18 protein-coding genes and 1 pseudogene are annotated in these 21,817 nt (G+C 52.9%); 10 read left to right on the forward strand and 9 right to left on the reverse strand.

Going from position 1 to position 21,817, the window contains the following annotated elements:
• Window positions 1-17: 17 nt before the first annotated feature.
• Genes EII41_RS00075 through EII41_RS00095 form a run of 5 tightly spaced genes read right to left on the reverse strand, consistent with a single transcriptional unit; the run spans window position 18 to window position 4,518 of the window.
• Complete coding sequence (locus EII41_RS00075) at window positions 18-1,148, reverse strand: aspartate aminotransferase family protein (protein ID WP_124788925.1); 1,131 nt, start codon at window positions 1,146-1,148, stop codon at window positions 18-20.
• 32 nt (window positions 1,149-1,180) lie between these two features.
• On the reverse strand, window positions 1,181-2,155 hold the full coding sequence (gene argC, locus EII41_RS00080; RefSeq protein ID WP_124788926.1) for an N-acetyl-gamma-glutamyl-phosphate reductase: 975 nt from the start codon (window positions 2,153-2,155) through the stop codon (window positions 1,181-1,183).
• A complete protein-coding gene (locus EII41_RS00085; RefSeq protein WP_124788927.1) occupies window positions 2,152-3,399 on the reverse strand; it encodes an argininosuccinate synthase in 1,248 nt (415 codons plus the stop codon). The genes argC and EII41_RS00085 overlap by 4 nt, the downstream gene beginning before the upstream one ends.
• 22 nt (window positions 3,400-3,421) lie before the next feature.
• Window positions 3,422-4,072, reverse strand: coding sequence for a GNAT family N-acetyltransferase (locus tag EII41_RS00090; RefSeq protein ID WP_124750441.1), 651 nt, complete (start codon window positions 4,070-4,072; stop codon window positions 3,422-3,424).
• 20 nt (window positions 4,073-4,092) lie between these two features.
• Complete coding sequence (locus EII41_RS00095; protein WP_124788928.1) at window positions 4,093-4,518, reverse strand: arginine repressor; 426 nt, start codon at window positions 4,516-4,518, stop codon at window positions 4,093-4,095.
• Window positions 4,519-5,519: 1,001 nt separating this feature from the next.
• Here EII41_RS00095 and EII41_RS00100 point away from each other — a divergent pair.
• Complete coding sequence (locus EII41_RS00100) at window positions 5,520-7,241, forward strand: tetratricopeptide repeat protein (RefSeq protein ID WP_124788929.1); 1,722 nt, start codon at window positions 5,520-5,522, stop codon at window positions 7,239-7,241.
• A 675-nt stretch (window positions 7,242-7,916) separates the two neighbouring features.
• Here the strand turns inward: EII41_RS00100 and EII41_RS00110 are convergent.
• Entirely contained in the window at window positions 7,917-9,221 is a 1,305-nt protein-coding gene (locus tag EII41_RS00110; protein ID WP_124788931.1) for an MFS transporter, read from the reverse strand.
• 204 nt (window positions 9,222-9,425) lie between these two features.
• On the opposite strand from EII41_RS00110, the gene EII41_RS00115 reads away from it, so the two are divergent.
• The 9 genes from EII41_RS00115 to EII41_RS14705 all read left to right on the forward strand — a co-directional run bounded on the left by EII41_RS00115 (window position 9,426) and on the right by EII41_RS14705 (window position 19,092).
• Entirely contained in the window at window positions 9,426-10,706 is a 1,281-nt protein-coding gene (locus EII41_RS00115) for a B12-binding domain-containing radical SAM protein (RefSeq protein WP_124788932.1), read from the forward strand.
• 12 nt (window positions 10,707-10,718) lie between these two features.
• The gene (locus tag EII41_RS00120) at window positions 10,719-11,639 is read left to right on the forward strand and encodes a flavodoxin family protein (protein ID WP_124788933.1); all 921 of its coding nucleotides are present in this window, start codon (window positions 10,719-10,721) and stop codon (window positions 11,637-11,639) included.
• Window positions 11,640-11,642: 3 nt separating this feature from the next.
• Window positions 11,643-12,794, forward strand: coding sequence for a beta-ketoacyl-ACP synthase III (locus tag EII41_RS00125; protein WP_221620683.1), 1,152 nt, complete (start codon window positions 11,643-11,645; stop codon window positions 12,792-12,794).
• A 20-nt stretch (window positions 12,795-12,814) separates the two neighbouring features.
• Window positions 12,815-13,213, forward strand: a complete 399-nt coding sequence (locus tag EII41_RS00130) for a hypothetical protein (RefSeq protein WP_124750434.1) — start codon at window positions 12,815-12,817, stop codon at window positions 13,211-13,213.
• Window positions 13,213-14,232: a BtrH N-terminal domain-containing protein gene (locus EII41_RS00135; protein WP_124788934.1), complete on the forward strand. Its 1,020-nt coding sequence runs from the start codon at window positions 13,213-13,215 to the stop codon at window positions 14,230-14,232. The genes EII41_RS00130 and EII41_RS00135 overlap by 1 nt, the downstream gene beginning before the upstream one ends.
• A gap of 8 nt (window positions 14,233-14,240) precedes the next feature.
• Window positions 14,241-14,969 (forward strand): ABC transporter ATP-binding protein, encoded by a 729-nt coding sequence (locus EII41_RS00140; protein ID WP_185711775.1) that lies wholly within the window; start codon window positions 14,241-14,243, stop codon window positions 14,967-14,969.
• An 11-nt stretch (window positions 14,970-14,980) separates the two neighbouring features.
• Window positions 14,981-16,243 carry an ABC transporter permease gene (locus tag EII41_RS00145; protein ID WP_185711776.1) on the forward strand — a complete coding sequence of 421 codons (1,263 nt, stop codon included), beginning with the start codon at window positions 14,981-14,983 and terminating at the stop codon, window positions 16,241-16,243.
• 68 nt (window positions 16,244-16,311) lie between these two features.
• Complete coding sequence (locus EII41_RS00150; protein ID WP_124788937.1) at window positions 16,312-17,508, forward strand: dicarboxylate/amino acid:cation symporter; 1,197 nt, start codon at window positions 16,312-16,314, stop codon at window positions 17,506-17,508.
• Between the two features lie 468 nt (window positions 17,509-17,976).
• A complete protein-coding gene (locus tag EII41_RS14705) occupies window positions 17,977-19,092 on the forward strand; it encodes a TlpA disulfide reductase family protein (RefSeq protein WP_124788938.1) in 1,116 nt (371 codons plus the stop codon).
• A gap of 67 nt (window positions 19,093-19,159) precedes the next feature.
• On the opposite strand, the gene EII41_RS00160 is transcribed toward EII41_RS14705, so the two are convergent.
• From EII41_RS00160 to EII41_RS00170, 3 genes and pseudogenes are all read right to left on the reverse strand, one after another.
• Window positions 19,160-19,831, reverse strand: a complete 672-nt coding sequence (locus EII41_RS00160) for an RluA family pseudouridine synthase (protein WP_124750428.1) — start codon at window positions 19,829-19,831, stop codon at window positions 19,160-19,162.
• Window positions 19,832-19,843: 12 nt separating this feature from the next.
• On the reverse strand, window positions 19,844-20,434 hold the full coding sequence (locus EII41_RS00165; RefSeq protein ID WP_124788939.1) for a DsbA family protein: 591 nt from the start codon (window positions 20,432-20,434) through the stop codon (window positions 19,844-19,846).
• A gap of 318 nt (window positions 20,435-20,752) precedes the next feature.
• Window positions 20,753-21,724 (reverse strand): annotated as a pseudogene (locus tag EII41_RS00170) (serine hydrolase domain-containing protein); the annotation flags it as partial.
• Between the last annotated feature and the right edge of the window lie 93 nt (window positions 21,725-21,817).

The following is a 21,817-nucleotide window of genomic DNA, read 5'->3' on the forward strand; positions in this document are numbered from 1 at the left end:
GATCAACTCTTTCGCAATTATTCTGTGTTGAGCGCTTTTCGGAGTTTGTGCAGAAACTCGTCTGCTTCCGTAAACGAGAGCGAGAGGGGAGGAAGCAGGCGCAGGATATGCGTACCCGAGCTGCCGGTAAATACACGCTGTTCGTAGATGAGGCGTTTGCGTAGCGCTTGGATCGGGAAGTCGAATTCGAGGCCGAGCATCAGTCCTTTGCCGCGCACTTCTTTGATCTGCGGGAACCGGACGAGTTCGTCGAGCAGGTATTTTCCGACGGAGGCGGCATTTTCGACGAGATGCTCCTGTTCGATGACGTCGAGCACGGCCAAGGCTCCGGCGCACGCGAGATGATTGCCTCCGAAGGTGGTGCCTAACTGTCCGCGCACGGCCGTGAAACGTGGCGAGATGAGCAGAGCGCCCATCGGGAAGCCGTTGGCGATTCCTTTGCCGACGGTAATCAAGTCGGGCTTGACACCGAGATGCTGATGCGCAAAAAAGAGGCCTGAACGTCCGTAGCCGCATTGTATCTCGTCGCAGATAAGGAGGGTGCCGTATGCGTCGCACGCTTCGCGCAGTCCCTGCATGAATGCGCGCGTGGCCAGACGGATGCCTCCGACGCCCTGAATGCATTCGACGATGCACGCGCACACATCGCCCTTGGCCAGTTCGGTATGCCACGCTTCGAGATCGTTCAGCGGCACGAAGGTGGCGTGTCCGTTCGCGTTGACGGGCGCTGTGATTTTTGCGTTATCCGTTACTTCGACGGCCAGGGAGGTTCGTCCGTGAAACGAATTCGTGGCGCAGAGTACCCGTCGGCGTCCGTTGTGAAACGAAGCGAGCTTGAGAGCGTTTTCGTTCGCTTCGGCGCCGCTGTTGATCAGAAAGAGCGCGTAATCATCGTATCCCGATACGTGTCCCAGCTTTTCGGCAAACGATTGTTGGAGTCTGTTTACGACGGAATTCGAATAAAACCCTAACGTTTGCACTTGCCGGGCGATGGAAGCCGTATAAACCGGATGACTGTGCCCGATGCTGATCACGGCATGGCCACCGTACAAATCCAAATACTCATTACCCTGATCGTCCCAGATACGACAGCCTTCACCTTTCGTGATGGCGATGTCGAAAAGAGGATATACGTCGAAAAGATTCATGCTTTTGTCTTTGTTTTTAGGATGTTTGATCGTTAAAATGCCACGGGCTTCAACCGCAAGCCCGCTGTTTCGTCCAGACCGAACATCAGGTTCATGTTTTGAACGGCTTGTCCGGACGCGCCTTTAAGCAGGTTGTCGATAACCGCTGTGACGAGCCATTTATCCTCGAACGCATCGGCGTGAACCAGTGCCTTGTTGGTATTAACCACTTGCTTCAGGTCGGGAACCTGCGGGAGGTAGTGCGTAAAGGCGGCATCGGCATAGAAATCGGCAAAGAGCTTGTCGGTTTCTTCCTGCGTGAACAGTTTTTCCGTTCTGACGACGGCGGTACTGAAAATGCCTCGTGTGAAATCGCCGCGATAGGGGATAAATTCGATATCGCCGGCAAAAGCGGGTTGCAGTTGCCGCAGCGACTGTTTGATTTCGGGCACATGGCGATGCCGGAAGGCCTGATAGATGCTGATGTTACCGTTTCGCCAGCTGAAGTGCGTCGTATCCGTAGGCTTGACGCCCGCACCCGTCGATCCGGTGATGGCATTCACCGCAACATAACCGGAAAGCAGGCCGTGGGCTGCCAAAGGAAGCAGCGCGAGCTGGATACACGTAGCGAAGCAGCCGGGATTGGCTACGTGTTGTGCGTCGCGGAGCGCGTCGCGGTTTATTTCCGGCAGGCCGTACACAAAATCATGATTGGGCGAGGCCAAACGGAAATCCTGTGCCAAATCGATGATCTTGACGCGCTCGGGAATGTCGTGCGATTGCAGAAAACGCGTGCTTTCGCCGTGTCCGGAGCAGAGAAACAGCACGTCGACCGTATCGAGCGGCATTTGATCGGTAAAACGCAGGTCTGTTTCGCCATAGAGTCCGGCATGGACGTCGGTCAGGGCGTTGCCGGCGTTGCTCGACGAGTGCACGAAGGCAAGCGTCGCCTGCGGATGGTGTAGCAGCAGGCGTATCAGCTCGCCGGCGGTATAGCCTGCGCCACCGATGATTCCCACATGTATCATATCAAGCTCCGTTCTTCCTGATGGTTCGTATAATAGACGCGCAACGGAGTGGAAAGGACTTTGATGAAGCCTTTTGCTTCGTCGGCCGTCCAGCCTTTCTGTGTCTCTCCGTATTCTCCGAACTTCGTCTTCACCAAATCGTCTTTCGACTCGACGCCGACGGTCGAGAAGGAGTAGGGACGCAGTTCGAGCGTAACGGTTCCATTCACGTTGCGCTGACTTTCGGTCAGCATCGCTTCGATATCGCGCATCACGGGTTCGAGATACTGGCTCTCGTGCAAAAACATCCCGTACCAGTTGGCTACTTGGTCTTTCCAGTATTGCTGCCACTTGGAGAGCGTATATTTTTCGAGGAAGCGGTGCGCGGCAATGATCAGCATCGGCGCGGCGGCTTCGAAGCCCACGCGTCCTTTGATTCCGATGATGGTATCGCCCACGTGCATGTCGCGCCCGATCGCGTAGGCGGCGCCGATTTTCTCGATGGCGAGAATGGCTTTGATTTTGTCGGTGTATTTTTTGCCGTTCACCGCGACAATTTCGCCTTGCTTGAATTCGATTTTCAGTTGTTCGCTTCCGGTTTTCTCCACTTGCTTGAGATAAGCCGTTTCGGGCAGTCCCTGAGCCGAGTCGAGGATTTCGCCTCCGCAGATCGAGGTGCCCCAAATGCCTACGTTATATGAATATTTGAGTTTCTTGAAGTCGGCTTTGAAGCCGTTTTGGTTCAGATAATCGATTTCGAACTGGCGGGTCAGGTTCATGTCGCGCGTAAGCGTGATGATTTCGACGTCGGGGCACATGACGAGGAACGTCATGTCGAAGCGCACCTGATCATTGCCCGCACCGGTCGATCCGTGAGCGATGGCATGCGCCCCAATCTCGTTGGCGTAGCGCGCGATGGCCATACCTTGAAAGATTCTTTCGGACGAGACGGACACGGGGTAGGTGCCGTTGCGGAGAACGTTGCCGAAGATCATGTATTTTAAACTCTTTTCGTAATATTCTTTCGTGACGTCGAGTGTAACGTAGGCTTTGGCGCCGAGTTTGTAGGCATTGGCTTCGTTTTTGCGGAGTTGCTCTTTGGTAAAGCCTCCCGTGTCGGCACATGCGGCATAGACTTCGTAGCCTTTCTCACGCGCCAGGTACATAACGGTAAACGACGTGTCGAGTCCGCCGCTGAAGGCGACGACGACTTTCTTCTTTGCGCTCTTTGCCGTCGAGGCGGCGTTTTTACTTTCTTTTTTCATCTGTTTTGAATGATTGCGTTGTTTATGATTTTGTTTCTTTAGGCTTGGAACGTGAGGCGCCGCGCCGTTTCGCCCATGTCTTGTTCAGTTTTTCGAGCATGAGGCATCGCGGATCTTCGGGATCGAAGAGCATGGCGGTGCAGATGCAGTATTGACGCTGCGTGCGCGTAAGCACATCGTGGTTGACGCAGCCGTTACAGCCGCGCCAGAACGCTTCATCGTCGGTGAGGTCGCTGAACGTGACAGGCACGTAGCCTAATTCGGTATTCATCTTCATGACGGCGCTGCCCGACGTCAGACTGAAGAGCTTCGCCTTCGGCCATCGCAGCCGCGCCAGCTGAAACGCCGCCTGTTTAATGCGTTTCGCCAGTCCGTGGTTCCGGAACTTGTCTGCCACGATAAGTCCCGATGTGGCTACGTATTGTTTGTTTCCCCACGACTCGATGTAGCTGAATCCCGCGAATTCATCGCCCGCGAGCGCGATGATTACCTTACCTTCGCGCATTTTTTGAGCGACGTACTCGTGCGTACGCCTTGCGATGCCCGATCCGCGTTTGCGAGCGGCGATTTCGATCGTATCGAGGATGGTGCCGACGTATTTCTCGTGACTTTCGTCCGCTACCATTACGTCAAAATCCACTTCGTCCGTTTGTTTTTTTGTTGTTTTCGTCATTTTTTTTCTGCTTCATGGGCCTACCGGCCGGTTAAAAACGGTTCTAACGCTTTTGCTATCTGTGTATTCGAATATCCATCGCGCGGAATGACGAGGATGGTGTCATCGCCGGCAATCGTGGCAAGAATTTCGTGCGGCGCAATGCGGTCGATGTCCGACGCGATGGCCATAGCATAGCCCGGCGGCGTTTTGAGCACGGCCAGATGTCCCGAAAATTCAACGGCCGTTTTGCCGGACGGCGTCGCATCGGGTAAAACGTAGATATACCGGTTATCGCCGTCGTGCCTTTTCACGATTTTCAGTTCGCGAATATCGCGCGAGAGGGTGGCCTGCGTCACTTCGAATCCTTTGTTGCTCAATGCTCTCTGTAACTCGTCCTGATTTCGTATCATCTCCGAACGGATGATGCTCGTAATCGTGTTCAAGCGTTTTTGTTTAATGTTCATGATGAATAAATATTCAAAATTCGATGCAAATATACGTATATTCTCGAATAAATATTCTGAAATCGTATTTTTTTTGAATTTTTATTCTACTTGGAGTATTCGATTCTTTCCTAAAAGCGATGGAAAGGGTATGTATTTGCTCTTTTTGAGCATGAATATAGTCCGAACAGACAGGCAACGCGTCTTATTGGATATTGAAGTCGTCTGATTCGATGCTCGATGTGTCATTTTGGGTCGTGTCGGCATCATGATAAGGAATGAATGGAACTAAATCGACAGTGAGGAGGTCATACTTTGTTGTTTGCCTGTCAGAATGAACAGGCGAGTCACAAAAAATGAAAAGAAAAGCAAAATAATTGACAGGAAAGACGTCATAATCGATTATGAAGTCTCCATATTTCGTTGTGAAGGTCTCATATTCGATTGTGAACTGACAATATTTCATGCTTCACGCATCATATTTGATTGTTCACGCATCATATTTGATTGTTCACGCATCATATTTGATTGTTCACGCGTCATATTCGATTGTTCACACGTCATATTTGATTGTTCACACGTCATATTTGATTGTTCATGCGTCATATTCGATTGTTCACGTGTCATATTCGACTGTGAACTGACAATATTTATATCGCAACTGACAATATTTCATAGTTCACGTGCCATATTCGATTGGTAAGGTGTCATATTTCGTTGTAAAGGCGTCATAATTGAATGCGAACGGGCCATAATTGATTGTAAAGACATCTTAATTGATAGTGGAGGCTTCATTATTCGTTGTGAAGGTGTCGTCATTGAATGGAAAGGCGTGAAAATGGATGATGAAGGTGTAATAAATATAAGGTGTCATATATCGAAAGGGAACGTAGGCTGTTCAAATCATTCGTCGCGGAGCATTGTTGGCTTCCGCCTCGGACAAAGAGGGAAAAGAGGCGGATCTTATTTTTAAATCCGGATGAAACTGCTATTTTTGCATGGATTTTAGAAATGAACAACGTATGAAACGATTATTACTATGGATTTGGGTCGCTTCGCAGAGTGTGTCTTTGATGGCGCAGAAGCAAATACCGAAATGGGCGGAGAAAGCTAAAAAGGCCGTTTTCACGATAGAGGCGGTAGACAAGAGCGGAAACGTAACGAAAGGTACGGGATTCTTTATCAGTGAAACGGGAGAGGCGGTATCGGACTATTCGCTGTTTATCGGAGCGGAAAAAGCGACCGTGACCGATGCGGAAGGGAAGCGCTTGCGCGTGACGCATATTCTCGGCGCCGACGAAATGTATGATGTTGTTCGTTTTATGGTATCCGTGCCCAAAAAAACGGCTTGGCTGACGGTTACAAATGAGTTGCCTCCCGTCGGAGCGGCAGCTTATCTGCTTCCGGCCGGATTGTCGAAAGGGGCTTCGCTTCCGAACGCGACCGTTTCGGAAGTGTCGAAAGTAAAAGACCGTTACGGATATTACAAAGTCGAGATGCCGCTGAGCCGGGAGCAAGTGAGCGCGCCTTTGTTGACCGAGAACGGCGAGGTTTTCGCGATGGCGCAGGCCGATGCGTCGGGGAAAGGGAAAACATACGGTATCTCGGTGCCTTATATTCAAGATATCCGTATCGGACAAATGGACATCCTGAACAAAGCCTATTCGTCGATCGGTATACGGAAAGCGTGGAGCGACAGAGTGGAAGACGCGCAGGTGGCTTTGATACTCTACTCGTCGCAACAGGACGCGCCGACGTATTTAGAGACACTCAACGAGTTTATTGCCAAATTTCCGAACGAACCGGACGGTTATCTGAGCCGCGCATCGCATTATGTCTATCAGCGAAAGCAGTTGACCGACGTGGGAACCGAAGCGGAGCTGCTCGAACGTGCCCGCGCGGATATGGAAATGTCGCTGAAGTATTTCGGAGACAATCGGGCCGAAGGCTATTACAATCAGGCGAAGCTGATTTACGGCGTGGCGGCCGGCGATACGACGCTCAAGTCGGCCGAATGGAGCATGGAGCGAGCAGCCGAACTGATCGGCAAAGCGCTTGCCGCAACGGATATGCCGCTATACCGACAATTGGAGGGCGATATCGCTTTCTTTCAGGAAGATTACCGTAAGGCGGCGGCATCGTACGCGTTGGTGAATCAAAGTCCGATGGCTTCGGCCACCTCATTCTATATGGCGGCAAAAGCAGAAGAGCAGATCGAAGGGGCAAACCTCGGCAAGGTGATCGCATTGATGGACAGCGCCTGCGCACGCGCCATGACGACGAACCCAACCGATGCGGGAGCTTACCTTCTCGAAACCGTCGACCTGAAAATGCGGATGGGACAGTATGAAGCGGCAGCGAAAGACTATGATCGGTATTACGAACTGGCGGGAGGCAATGTAAACGCTTCGTTTTATTATTATCGCGAGCAGGCTAAGTTCCGCGCGGGCGATATGGACGGAGCGCTGGCCGATATTCAGTCGGCGTTGGCCAAGGAACCGGAGAACGCGCTGTATTATGCCGAAGAAGCGTCGATTTATCTGCGCAAGCAGGAGCTGGAAAAGGCTCAGGCAAGCCTTGAGAAATCCATCAGCCTGCAACCCGACTTTGCGGCGGGGCATCGTTTGTTAGGACTTTGCCTTGTTCGTCAGCATAAGAAGGAGGAAGGTTGTCGGGCTTTTCAGAAAGCGAAGGAGCTGGGCGATCCCGTCATCGACAAGTTGATGAAAGAGCATTGTTTTTAATGGTAATTGTCTGTTAGCGTTCAGCCATCGTCTGCCGCGTAGGGGCGAACCCATAGATTAATTGTTAATTGTCAATTGTTAATTGTTATGCCGGGTACACGTTGTAGATACGCAATGAATTGCGTCTCTACGGGGCGTACCTATACATTTCTTTTCTGTCACTTTTGGCTTGACCCAAAAGTAACCAAAAGGTCAAGGCTTCGTGCGCTTCGCACGCCTTCGCTACGCTCGCAGGTCGGAAAATCAGGTAACTCGCTTCGCTTCGGACAGCCTGATTTTCTTTTGTCCTGCTCGCTGCTCCGTCGGCTCACCGCCCGAGGCCGAATGACGAACGCCCATATTAATGTTAATTGTCAATTGTTATGCCGGGTACACGCCGGATCATGTACCCGGTAAATAACCATTAACCATTGACCATTGACAATTAAATAATTGTTATGCGTGGTACATGTTGTATTCGCGTTCGGACATTTGTCATTCAGAGCGAAGCGATGAATCTCTTTCCTCTTTCGGGGTGGGATTCCTCACTCTGTTCGGAATGACAGATTAATGGTCAATGGTTATGCGTGGTATATGCTAAGCCCTGAAAGGGCGTGTTAATTCAGCCCAATGCGAAGCGTTGGGAAAGAGGTAACCCCCCATTGGGAGGGCTGAAAGCCTGAATTCATTCAGTGATCAGTGATCAGCAGTCTGATTAAACTTGCCGTGTCCTGAGTTCTTTGCCGGTTCGTGTTTATACCGGAAGAAGATGGCGAAAAGAATCGTGACTACGAGTGCATAACCCGCGAAGATGTACCATGCCGTCTGCCAGCCGGCCAATTGCGCGGCCGGGTCGGCGATTTGCGAATAAACCGTGCGATTAACGACTGTTTGCGCGGCTAACATCCCAATCGATGCTCCCAAACCGTTTGTCATCATCATAAAAACGCCTTGCGCGCTGCTGCGAATCTCCGGATTCGTTTCCCGATCGACAAACAACGAGCCGGAAATGTTGAAGAAGTCGAACGCGATGCCGTACACGATCATCGAAAGGATAAACATCCACACGCCATCGCCGGGGTTTCCGGCTCCAAACAGTCCGAAGCGAAGCACCCACGCAAGCATGGCCATCAACATCACCCGTTTGATGCCGAAACGGTTCAGGCAGAAAGGTATCAGCAGAATAAAGCATGTTTCGGACATTTGCGAGATCGAGATCAGGATATTGGCGTGCTGTACTCCGAAGGTCTCTTTATAGAGGGGGATTTCGGCGAAGGTCGCAATGAAAGGATTGGCGTAGCCGTTCGTGATCTGCAACGATACACCGAGCAACATGGAGAAAATAAAGAAGACGGCCATCTTCTTTTCTTTGAAGAGGCTGAACGCACGCAGACCGAGCGCGTCGACGATCGAGTTCGTGTTGGCTTTACGGTTGACCGCGCACCGCGGAAGCGTGAACGAATAGGCCGCGAGCAGAAGTCCCAGTACACCGGAAACGGCGAACTGCTTCGGTCCTGCCTGATATCCGGTCAGATCAATCAAAATCATGGTGCAGATGAATCCGATCGTGCCGAATACGCGAATCGAGGGGAACACTTTCACCGCATCCAGCTTGGCTTTGTCGAGCGCCGAGTAAGCGACCGAGTTGGCCAAGGCCACGGTCGGCATATAAAAGGCGATGCTGAGTGTGTAAAGCGTAAAAAGCAGCAGGAAGGAGACGTCGGCCCCGGCGGAAAGGCCATACATCGAAACGGCGAGCATAAACGACCCGGCCAGAAAATGACAAAGCCCGTACACGCGTTGCGCTTCCATCCATCGGTCGGCCACAATCCCCATGAGGGCCGGCATGCACAGCGAGACAAATCCCTGTACCGAATAAAACCAGCCGATGTGGCTACCCATACCGACCTGACTCAGGTAGCGACCCATCGAAGTGAGGTACGCTCCCCATACGGCGAACTCCAAGAAGTTCATGACAATGAGCCGAATCTTTAAATTCATATCGAATGATGTTTTTTTATTTAACTTTGTTTGTTTTTCAGTCGGGCAAAGTTAAAAAACTTTTTCAGGAACACAATAACCGGTTTTTTGAGGAATTATTTTTTTGCCTTACCTTTGCGAACGCATATAAAAACAAAGCATTCAGGAGGTTTATTTGACAGAGCAGTAGACTGCGTGACCTCCAAACATTAACAAACTGATTGTATGAAGTTAAAATTGATATACCCTAAGTGGAAGAAACTCAAAGGACAGACAACATTTAACCTCCCTCCTCACGGGCCGGTCGTCTTTGCCGCAACGCTTCCCGAATATGTCGATATATCATTTACGGACGAGAACGTCGAAGCACTCGACTTTGATGAGGAATGCGATCTGGTAGCCATTTCGATGATGCTCAGTACGCAGGTGAAGCGCGGCTGGGCTATTGCCGACGAGTATCGGCGGCGGGGTAAACAGGTGATCTTCGGAGGCATCTCGACCATGTTGCATGCCGAAGAAACGATCGAACATGCCGATGCGGTATTCCTCGGCGAGTCGGAAGGACGGATGGAAGAAGTGCTGAACGACTGGCGCAACGGCCGGTTGAAGAAAGTCTACAACTACATGACGCAGCAACCGCCCATCGGCGATGTCGGTCCCGCGCGGCGCGACCTCTATAAACGCGAATTGTATAATCACAAGGGCGTACAGATGGTCGATCTCTTTCATGCTTCGCGCGGGTGTCGATTCAGCTGTTATCCGTGTGCTGTGTCGTACCTCGGCGGACGTATTTTCCGTCCGCGACCGATCGACAAGGTGATCGAAGACCTCGCATCAATCGAGAATAACCGCCTCTTTATCGTCGACAACTCGTTGGCTCAAAATAAAGAGTGGGAGATGGAGCTCTTCCGCGAAATGATTCCGTTCAAGAAGAAATGGATCAGTCATACGATCGAAGACGATCCGAAGGTGCTCGATCTGGCGGCGCAAGCCGGTGCCTGGTATGTGTATCAGGCTGTCTACGACACGTCCGACTATATCAAAGAGCGTGTGAAACGTTATCACGATCATGGCATCGGGGTAGAAGGGACGATCCTGCTCGGCATCGATAACCAGTCGGAGGACGATATCAAACGGCTCATCGATTTTCTGCTCGAGATCGACCTCGATCTGGCCGAATTTACCGTCATGACGCCTTTCCCGCATACGAAAGGATATGACGATTATCTGCGTCAGGGACGCATTTTCGATTTCGATTGGGATCATTACAACGCGGGTCAGGTCGTTTTTCATCCGAAGCAGATGTCGGCCGAGCGATTGCAGGAATTGTATGAATATGCGTGGGATACGTTCTATCAGGACGAAAGTCAGGAGCAGAAAATGTTCCGTCTGTTTACGCAAGTCGTGATGCGCGAGATGGAAGACGGTACGTTCCGTCCGAGAAACCGTGAGCTGGCCAACAAATCGTTCGGCAAAGACGTGGTAAGGAACATCAAGGTGAGTTGAACGGCCGTACAGATGAAACAAGCGTTTAAGATCGCTGTTTTTTATTATACGCAGACCGGACAGGCATTGGCTATCGCTCAAAAAATATGCGAGCCACTGGCGCAGGCCGGTTGCAGCGTCGTCTACAAGGAGATCGTGCCCGAAAGGCCGTATCCTTTCCCCTGGTCTGCGAATGACTTTTTTCAGGTCTTTCCCGAATCCCGTCTGGGCATTGCCTGTCCGTTAAAACCTTTCGATCTGAATGATGTACATGATGCCGATCTGGTGATGATCGCGGGGCAAAGCTGGTATCTTTCGCTCTCTGTCCCTTTGCATGCTTTCTTTCAGTCGGATGACATCAAAGCGTTCCTGAAAGGACGTCGTGTCGTGTTTGTCAATGGTTGCCGGAATATGTGGATGATGACGCAACAGAAAGTGCGTGAATACATCCGCGAGGCAGGCGGCGATTACGTCGGTTGGGTCGTATTGCAGGACCGGTCGTCTAACTTGATCGGCGTACTGAGCACGGTTCGGTGGCTGATTCGCGGTCGAAAAGAAGCCACGCGATGGTTGCCGTCTGCCGGGGTATCGCAGGCAGAGATCGACGGATCGACACGCTTCGGCGATGTACTTCTAACCACTCTGCGCGACGGAGCATTCGACCGTCTGCAGGAACGGTTGATGGAAAAAGAGGCGATCACGTTTATTCCTCACCTTTACTTTATCGAGCGCAATGGCTATCGTATCTGGGGGAAATGGGCACATTTCGTACGGAAGAGAGGAGGCTATCTAAGCCCCGCGCGTAAGCTGCGGCTGGATCTGTTCCGCGTCTATCTGTTCTTTGTTCTCTATGTCGTTTCTCCTTTCGGCCTTTTATTTCATTATATTACTTACCCGTTTCGCAAGAAGGCGTTCGTAGAAGCGAAGCGGAAGATGTGTTACGAACGCGCATAATCAATGAAGAAACGAATGAATCCCGTTTATATTACCCGTCTGTCCGCATTCTTCCCGAACCGTCCGGTTGGGAATGACGAGATGGAAGATTACATCGGCCTTGTCAATGCGAAATCGTCTATTGCCAAGCGGCTTATTCTGGAGAAGAACGGTATCAAACAGCGTTATTACGCGCTCGACAAGTCGGGGCGGGTGACGCATACGAATGTCGAAATGGCAGCACTTGCGGTGCGCGGATTGTTCGACGAACAGGTGACGCCGGCCGATATCGACTTGCTGGCTTGCGGCACGGCTTCGCCCGAACAGCTGATACCGTCGCATGGCGTGATGGTGCACGGTGCATTGGGAGGCGCCGCGGAGACGGAGGTCGTCTCGTTCGCCGGGTCGTGCTGTACGGGGATGCACGCGTTGAAATACGCGTATCTGTCGATGCTTGCGGGCGAATCGGAGCATGCGGTATGCGTGGCTTCGGAACGATTGTCGGCATGGATGAAGGCGTCTTATTTCGAGAAAGAGGCCGAGCTGATCGGCCGTTTACACGAAAGACCCATTCTTGCCTTCGAAAAGGAGTTTTTACGATGGATGCTTTCGGACGGCAGCGTGGCGGCTCTGCTCAGTCATACGCCGGCAGGAGAGAAGTTGTCGTTTCGTATCGAATGGATCGAAACGATGTCGTATGCCGACCGGGTGGAGACGTGCATGTATGCAGGAGGAGAAAAAGATGAGGCGGGAAGGCTGATGGGATGGGCACAGTTTCCCGAAGAAGAGTGGTTGGCTCGTTCCCTCTTCTCGTTGAAGCAGGACACTCGCCTGCTGGAGCAGCATATCGTCGCTCTTGGCGGGCGGTTTTTGCAGCGTATTGTGAAGAAGCGGCAGTTCGACCCCGAACGTGCGGACTGGTTCCTGCCGCATCTCTCGTCGATGTATTTCAAGGAGAAGATCGAATCCGAACTCCGTCGGGTCGGCTATCATATTCCTGAGGAGAAATGGTATGTCAATCTGCCGGAAGTCGGTAATATCGCGTCCGCTTCGGCATTGGCCATGCTTGACGGGTTAGAGCGTTCGGGACGTTTGAAGAAAGGAGACACGATCCTTCTCATGGTGCCCGAGAGTGCGCGGTTCTCGTATGCGTATGCGTTACTGACTGTTGTTTAAACCGGAAAACGGATGGTGTGATGAAGACAAAAGATGTACCTCAGGATTTGAAGTATTTTAAAGACAAAGTGATCCGCGATGTGATGTACGCTGTCGATGAAGACGGGCGTTACACGGGCGTGGTCAGTGACGGCTGGTCGGTCAAGAACGATGTACTGGCCACCGTTTGGGAAGATATACTGGAAGACTGCGAGCCGATCCGTCAGCAGGTGTTGAGGAAAGAAGCCAGTCCGTTGGCTTATCATATGAAAAAGAACTTGCAGGATGTCGCGATGCTGGCCTCGTATGCGGGTATTCCGAAGCGTAAGGTCAAGAAGCATCTCGAGTACGAAGCCTTTGCCGGGCTGGATGATCAGACTCTCGCTCAATATGCCGACGCTCTGCGTATAACGGTCGATGAGTTAAAACGAGTAGAATAATGGAAATCCCTTTTGAACATCGCAGCGCGGCGCATTGCGAGAACGGTGTCACCGGTAATCTGCTGCGCTTCTATGGTTACGACTATTCCGAGCCGCTCCTCTTCGGCCTGTCGGCATCGCTCTACTTCGTCCATCTGCCGTTTGTGCATCTCGCGGGCTTTCCGGTCACGTCGTTTCGTCCGTTGCCGGGTACCATCTTCGCACGTGCGACCCGTTTGCTGGGCTTCAAAGTGGGCCGGACGATTTTTCTGCGTCCGAAACGTGCGGAAAAGAAACTGAACCATCTGCTTGCCCAAGGCATCCCGACAGGCGCGGTGGTAGGTATGTATTTCCTGCCTTATGTACCGAACGAATACCGGTTTCACTTTAATGCACACAATATTTGCGTGATCGGAAAAGAGGGAGACGATTATCTCGTCAGTGACCCGGTAGCCCTTGAAAAGGTGAAACTGTCGGCACGCGATATGATGCGCGCACGCTTTTCGAAAGGCACGTATCCGCCGATGGGGAAGCTCTATTGGATACGGTCGTTACCTAAAAAGCAGCCCGACTTGCCCAAACTCATCCGCAAGGCCATCCTCAAAAACTGTTACCGCATGCTCTATCAGCCGGGGCCTGTCCCTTGGGTCGGCATCAACGCGTTCGAGCACCTCGGCAACAAGATCCCGAAGTTCCCACAGAAATACGGCGCGCGTCGGGCGGCCTTGCATCTGGCACAGCTTGTGCGGATGATGGAGGAGATCGGCACGGGCGGTGCCGGATTTCGCTTTCTCTATGCGGCGTTCCTGCAGGAGGCCGCCACGATTACGGGCATCGCTGCGCTCAACGACTTCTCCGAACGCCTTACGGCTATCGGCGACGAGTGGCGCACGTTTGCGGCGGAGGCCGCACGCATCTGCAAGAACCGTTCGGCGGCTAACGTCGATTATCAGACCATCGGCAACCGCCTGAAAGCCATCGGCGAAAGCGAGAAGCAATTCTTCGTCGAACTGGAAAAACTCATCAAGAAGCATCAATGACCCCTCCGATGATCGATATTCGTAAGTTGCGCAAGACGTATCGCGGAGCGGCTCATCCGTCGGTTGACGGGTTGACGCTGCAAGTATCCGAAGGAGCTTTCTTCGGGCTGCTCGGCCCCAACGGCGCAGGCAAGACGACAACGCTCTCCGTGCTTTGCGGCTTGTGCCCGTACGACACCGGCGAAGCCAAAGTGGGCGGGTTGGATGTGCGTCGTGAGATGGGGCGGATCAGGCGGATGATCGGTGTCGTCCCACAGGAGATCGCGCTTTATCCCGAACTGACGGCACGTGAGAATCTGCATTTCTTCGGCGGGATACAAGGCATACCTTCGACGACGTTGCGCAAACGCATCGACGACTATATCGAACTGTTCGACCTCGCGCCGCATCTCTCTAAAAAGACGTCGCACCTCTCGGGCGGTATGAAACGCAAAGTTAACTTGATGGTGGCGATGCTTCACCGTCCCCGAATCCTTTTTCTCGACGAACCGACCGTCGGTGTCGATGTGTTGTCGAAGCAAGAGATCGTTACGCATCTGCAGGCGCTTCATCGGGAGGGGATGACCCTCGTTTACACTTCGCACGATATGGCGGAGGCGGAAAAGCTCTGCACGCATGTGGCGTTGATGAATCGCGGTCGGGTTGTATGTGAAGGGGCTCCCGCCGAACTGCTGAATCGGACGGGAACGGCGACGCTCGAAGAACTGTTTATGGCCCGAGCGGGTAGTGAGGTATGAAGCTCCGGGCGTTGATATATAAAGATCTCTTGTTGCTTGTGCGCGATGTGTGGGGCATCGTGTTGCTGTTCTTCATGCCGTGGGCGCTCGTGCTGCTGATGACGTACCTGCAGGACGGTACCTTCCGCTCGATCAACGAAAACCGCATCTCGCTTTACTTGCTCGATGCCGACCACGACTCGTTGGGCCGGCGCGTGAGCCGTCAACTCGCGGCAAGCCGTATTTTCAACGTCTCGACCGAAGCGGCCGGCCGGTTTCTCACGGCCGACGAGGTGGAAGAGGCCATCGCGCGTGGCGATTACCTGATCGGTATCATCATCCCCGAAGGCACGACGGAGCATCTGCGTGAGCAGGTGCGTCACGGTGTCGAGCGCGCATTCGACGGAGTGCCTTCGGCCGTTGCCGATACGGCGCGGGCTCCCTTAACGATCAGGGTGTTGGTCGACCCGACGGCCAAGCCGTCGTTCCGTTCTTCGGTGATGTCTGCCGTACGTGAGGAGATGCTGACGATTCAGAACCGACTGCTTCTTCAGGAAATTTCGGCGCAGGCCGGCCGTTTGCTCCCCATACCTGTCGACCTGAATATCGAAACGGGCGAATGGCTCACCGTCGACGAAGCATACGCCCGAAGCGAAGAGGGGCGAATTGTCCCGAACGCTACGCAGCATAACGTGCCGGCCTGGAGCATGTTCGCCATCTTCTTTATCGTCGTTTCGCTGGCGGGCAACATGATCCGCGAGCGTGAAACGGGCTGTCTCAACCGGTTGATGACGATGCCTTGCTCGTACGCGGCGTATCTGTTCAGTAAAATGTTCGTTTACCTGTGTGTGTGTCTGTTGCAGCTTGGTTTGATGATGGTGACCGGCATGTATCTGACGCCTCTGCTCGGACTGCCCGCGCTCAAACTCGGACACCATCTCGGCGCGTTGCTGCTGATGTCGGTGTCGGCGTCGCTATCGGCCATCGGCTACGGGCTGGCTATCGGGAGCATCGCGCGTACGAATCAGCAGGCAAGCATCTTCGGCGCCGTATCCGTCGTGATGCTGGCCGCTCTCGGAGGGGTATGGATTCCCACCTTCGTGATGCCTTACTTCATGCGTCTTGCCAGCCGTATCTCCCCGCTGAACTGGGGGTTGAACGGTTTTAACGAACTCTTTGTTCGCGATGTGGGCATGGCGGGTATTCTTCCGTATGCGTCGGCGTCGCTATTGTTTTTTGCCGTGACGCTTGGCGTCGCGGTCTACGGCAGAACATCGCAACACCGAAAAAATTAACCGGCCGGCGACGTCTCATTCGCTTTTTTTTACTACGTTTGCCACACGTATAACGACCGAATTGAATCATGAAAAAGAAACTTCGCATATCCTTGTTAGGTTGGGTGGCTATTGCAATTGTGAGCGGTATCGTGTTGGGACAGGTGATGCCCGCCGGTATGGTTCGTCTCTTTGTCACGTTTAACGGCCTCTTCGGCAACTTCCTGTCGTTTTCTATTCCGCTGATTATTCTCGGACTCGTAGCACCGGCTATCGGCGAGATCGGGAAAGGAGCGGGGCGGTTGCTCCTCGTCACCGCGCTTATCGCTTACGGGTCGACGATTTTTTCCGGCTTCTTCACCTATTTCAGTGCCTCGGCTGTTTTCCCGACGATGCTGACTCCCGATACGCAACTGACGGCGATGGAGAATCCCGAAACCCTGATGCTCGCTCCTTATTTCACCGTCGCCATGCCTCCGCTCATGGACATTATGACGGCACTGCTTCTTTCGTTTGTCATCGGGTTGGGGTTGACCGTGATGCTGGGTGATGCGCTGCATCGCGCTTTCGTCAATTTCCGCGACATCATCACACGACTTATCGAATCGGTCATCGTTCCGCTGCTGCCGCTCCATATCTTCGGGATCTTTCTGAATATTACGGTGAGCGGACAGGTGGCCGGTATCATGGCCATGTTTCTGAAAGTGATTCTTGTCATCTTTGTGCTTCACGTTCTGTTGCTTCTGACGCAGTTTACGATAGCCGGCGCCATCGGCCGTCGCAATCCGCTGCGGCTGCTGATGAATATGTTGCCCGCGTATGCCACGGCGCTCGGTACCCAGTCGTCGGCCGCCACGATTCCCGTCACGCTGAGGCAGGTGATCAAAAACGGCGTGCGCGAAAACGTGGCGGTGTTCACCGTGCCGCTCTGTGCGACGATCCACCTGTCGGGCAGTACGATGAAGATCGTCGCCTGCGCCATGGCCATCCTGATGGTGTCCGGCGAGCCGGTCACGCTCGCCCGGTTCGGCGGGTTTATTCTGATGCTCGGTATCACGATGGTGGCGGCTCCCGGCGTGCCCGGCGGAGCGATCATGGCCGCCCTCGGTCCGCTTCACAGCATGCTCGGCTTTAACGAAACGTTGCAGGCGCTGATGATCGCGCTGTATATCGCCATGGACAGCTTCGGTACGGCGTGTAACGTAACGGGCGACGGCGCCATCGCCGTGGTCGTAGACCGTATCGCCCCCGCTGCCGAAGGCTCGGAAGTGAACGAGAATCGTTGAGATGTTGATTTGTTTAGTTGTCGCGGCTGAATTGGTTGTCATCGCGAGCGAACACAGAGGTTTGCCCTTACACGACATACCGAATGCTGATTGCTGACTAACCATGAAAGGACGGATGAATTCAGCCCGATGTGGAGCGAAGCGGAGCGTTGAGGAAAAAGGACGTATTCTTATTGGAAGGGCTGAAAGGCTGAATGAAGGATTGTTTGGACGTTAGTTTGTCCAAATGTTTGTCGGTTGAATGCTGGAAACGGGAAGTTGATCGCTAAATAAGACGCTTATCTTCGGTTATCACAGAATATAAACTTCTGCTCTTGAGATACACTTTTTTCTGATTCTATATGTATCTTTGCGCCACGACGCTTGCAGAACTCTTACCGGATAGAAAAAACTGCGAACCATTGTGGATCGTGATTGTTATATAATATAATGTATATAGATTCGATTGGAAATTAAAATAAGATTTTTATGAAAAAGATTTTTGTACTTGCGGTCTCGATAGCCGCATTAACGGGTTGTAACCAGGGCGGACAAAAGGCCGGTTACGTGATTGAGGGACGGATTGCCGAAGCACGCACAGACGTGGAGGGGCGATACGTTTATCTGACTTCTCTCGGGAAAGAAGGAGAGGTAATTGACAGTGCGTTGATTGCGAAGAATACGTTTAAGTTCGAGGGTACCGCCACGCAGGGAAAGCTCTGTAAGCTTTCTTTTGAAGAAGGTACAGGCGCACGACCGGGCGAATCAGCTACTTTCTCGACCTTGTTCGTATTGGAAGACGGGAAGATGCAAGCCGTGCTCGATACGTTCTCGTATGTGACGGGAACGCCGGAGAACGACGCATTTAAGACCGTGCGCGAGTCGATTGCGAACACACGTAAAGGATATGCCGACTTGGTAAAAGCCATCAGAGCAGGCGATCAGGAAGCTGAAAAGAAGGCCTATCAGATCGATACGGATGTGTTGAATGCCGTAAAAACGTATATCGACGCGAACCCGACGAAGTTGTCGGCGGCCAAACTGCTCCATGAATTCCGTTACTATATCGATGAAAAGGAGCAGGAAGCCATCTTTGCCAAAGCCGATTCGACGTTTATGAGTCTCCCGGGTATCAGCCCGATGGTCGCTCACCTCGAAGTGCTGAAAAGTGTAGCTCAGGGAAAGACGTTCGTCGACTTCGAGATGCCTGATCCGAAAGGAAAAGTGCGCAAGCTGTCCGATTACGTCGGACAAGGCAAGAAAGTCGTGCTGATCGATTTCTGGGCATCGTGGTGCGGTCCGTGCATGCATGAGATGCCGAACCTGACGGCAACGTACAAGACGTATCGCAAGAAAGGTTTCGAGATTGTCGGGATTTCGCTCGACAAGGAGGAAGAAGCCTGGCTGAAAACGATCAAAGAGAAGAAGATGGACTGGATTCATCTCTCCGACCTGAAAGGCTGGAAGTCCGGCGGTGCGGCACTTTACGGCGTGAACAGCATCCCATGCACCATCCTTGTCGACAAGGACGGCACGATTCTGGCACGCAACCTTATGGGCGACGAACTGAATAAGAAGCTCGACGAATTGTTTGCCAAGAAATAAAATCGGAAGGGAGGGAGGAATAGTTCCTCCTTTCCTGCTGTCGGATGGATGTCCGTACTTCGTGCGTTTATTCCGTCAGCGCTTTCCAAAGCGGTTCGTCCGGTACGGGCGCGACGATATCGACCGGTTGTTTCGATACCGGATGAACGAACGATACGCGACGGGCGTGCAGGCTGATGCCCCCGTCGGGATTGGAGCGACCGGCGCCGTATTTGAGATCACCCCGAATGGGGCAGCCGATGGCCGCAAGCTGGCAGCGGATCTGATGATGCCGGCCGGTTTTCAGGTCGATTTCGAGAAGGTAATAATGTTCGGATTGCGCGAGGAGCCGATAATGCAATACGGCTTTTCGCGCATCCGGCTTTTGGGACGGAGCACAAACGTAGCTTTTGTTCTGCTTCTCGTTGCGGACGAGCCAGTGGGTCAGCTCCTGTTCTATCGCGGGCGGACGATTACGCACGATGGCCCAATACGTTTTCTTTATCTCTCCGGTGCGAAATAACTCGTTCATCCGGGCAAGGGCTTTGCTCGTTTTGGCGAAGACGACGACGCCCGTCACCGGACGGTCGAGGCGATGCGTGACACCCACAAACACATTGCCGGGCTTGGCGTACTTCTCCTTCAGCCACGTCTTCAGCAAATCGGCCAGCGAGGCATCGCCCGTTTTGTCGCCCTGCACCAGCTCGTGCCCGTTCTTGTTCACCGCAATCAGGTGATTATCTTCGTAAATGACTTCCATACGTTTCGTTTCTTAGGGTCTCATATAAGCCGTCGAGACGCGTTGACCGATCCGAATCAGTCGTCCCGCGTCTACCAGTTCCCGCAGTTCTTTCAGTGCGGTACGTTTACTGCAATGGCGCAGATGCTGATAAATACGACGTGTCAAGATTTTCTCGTTCGCGAAAAACTCCGACAGCAGCCGGTCTCGTTCCGCGTCATCGATCGGAGGTTGTTCGTCCTGTGTCGGGAAACGCTCTAACCGGATTCCGGCCAGTTCGCGCCAGAACGCTTTCGATGTGCGCAGCGTGATGTCTCTCACTTTGACCGATTGGGCGCGTAGTTCGCTCTTTTCCATCACCGGACGAGCTTTCAGCACCAGACTTACCGTGCCGATGTTGCCCAATTCGACGATATGGCCGCGGTCGAGCAAACGGAGCAGTTTGTGCTCCAACTCACTGAAAACGGCCGCAACCTCGCCCGTACTCAAAGTTGTACCGTTTGCTATCTCATCACATAGCTCGTTGGCTGTGATCTTTCCTCTCGTCACCGCTCGCGCATGAAGCGGCTTGCGCTCTCCTTTTCCTGTCGGATCGGGTGTCTCGTATAAGTTGTAATAAGCCATTTCCTTTCTCTTTATGATGTTGTATCGTACGTTTTAATCTTGCCGTAACCGGAGCTAAGCTTTTTTCTGCGGTTCTTTTATTTAAACAACAATTGTGGTCTTATTGTTCCACAGTTGTGATCCAATTGTCTCACAGCTGTGGTCCAATTGGACCACCATTGTGTTCCAAGTTAAGGAATGTGTCCGCATCCCTTAAAGAATATGATTCCTTTCTTTAGTCGGTGTGACGAAGAAGCTAAACGTAAGTGATGCGTCACCGGAGATGTCGCGGCCTCTCGTTTCTGCACCGTAGAAGAGGGGCTTTGTTCCGCCGTACGGTTAGAGCGCGGGCAGCCAATGTTCCCAAATCATATTCAGTTCGGCCTGCATGTCGGCGATGTGTGCCGTCGTGACGATAACAGCGTCTTTTTCGGGCAGGATAACAATGAACTGTCCGTTGGCGCCGTCGGCACGGAAGGCGTTATGTCGGCATCGCCACATCTGATAGCCGTAGCCTTGCAGCCAGTCGCTGTCTTCGGACTTCGTTTTGAGCGTCTCGCGGCGTGCTCCGGCAGCGAGCGAAGCGATGTGCGAAGTGCTGGCTTCGTCGATCCATGCGGCGGGAAGCAGCCGGCGTCCTTTCCATTCTCCTTTTTGCAGGAGGAGTTGTCCGAGCTTGGCCATATCTTCGGTACGGACATACAGTCCCCATCCGCCGCAGTTGATGCCCTGCGGACTTTCATCCCATCTCACCGTCCCGATGCCGAGCGGGTCGAAGAGACGCGGGCGGAGGTAATCGACCGTTTTCTGGTTCGTCACTTTCTGTACGATGGCGGCAAGCATATACGTGGCCAGACTGTTGTAAACGAATACTTGTCCCGGCTCATGGGCGAGCGGAGCGGCCAGAAACTCGGCAACCCAATCTTTGTCGTGATGCTGACGGATGTTGGCCGTCGGGTCGGTGTCGTGCCCGGACGACATGGTGAGCAGGTGACGTATTTCCATCTTCTTCAACTTTTCGTCTACGTTTGCCGGTAGTTTATCGGCGAAGAAATCGACGACTTTGTCGGTCGTCCGGATCCGTCCTTCAGCCACGGCAAAGCCTACGGCCATCGAAGTAAACGTTTTGCTGACGGAGTTGAGGATATGCAGCTGGTCCGGAGCATGATCGCCCAGCCATCGCTCGGCAATCACTTCGCCGTGCTGCACGACCATGACACTGTGCAAGTCGTGGCCGGCCGAACGGACGGCTTCCAGATAGCGCGCGATGACGGTGTCCATCTTCCGTGCGGCGTCTTTGTTACGCGGCAACGGGTCTTTGTGTTCGAACTTACCGGAGGTAGCCATGCCGCTGCTTTCTGCGGACGCGGAGTACCGCGCATTCATCGGTACGCAGAAAGACAG

Origin of the sequence: Tannerella forsythia (assembly GCF_003860135.1) — a bacterium.
Classification (GTDB): Bacteria; Bacteroidota; Bacteroidia; order Bacteroidales; family Tannerellaceae; genus Tannerella; species Tannerella forsythia_A.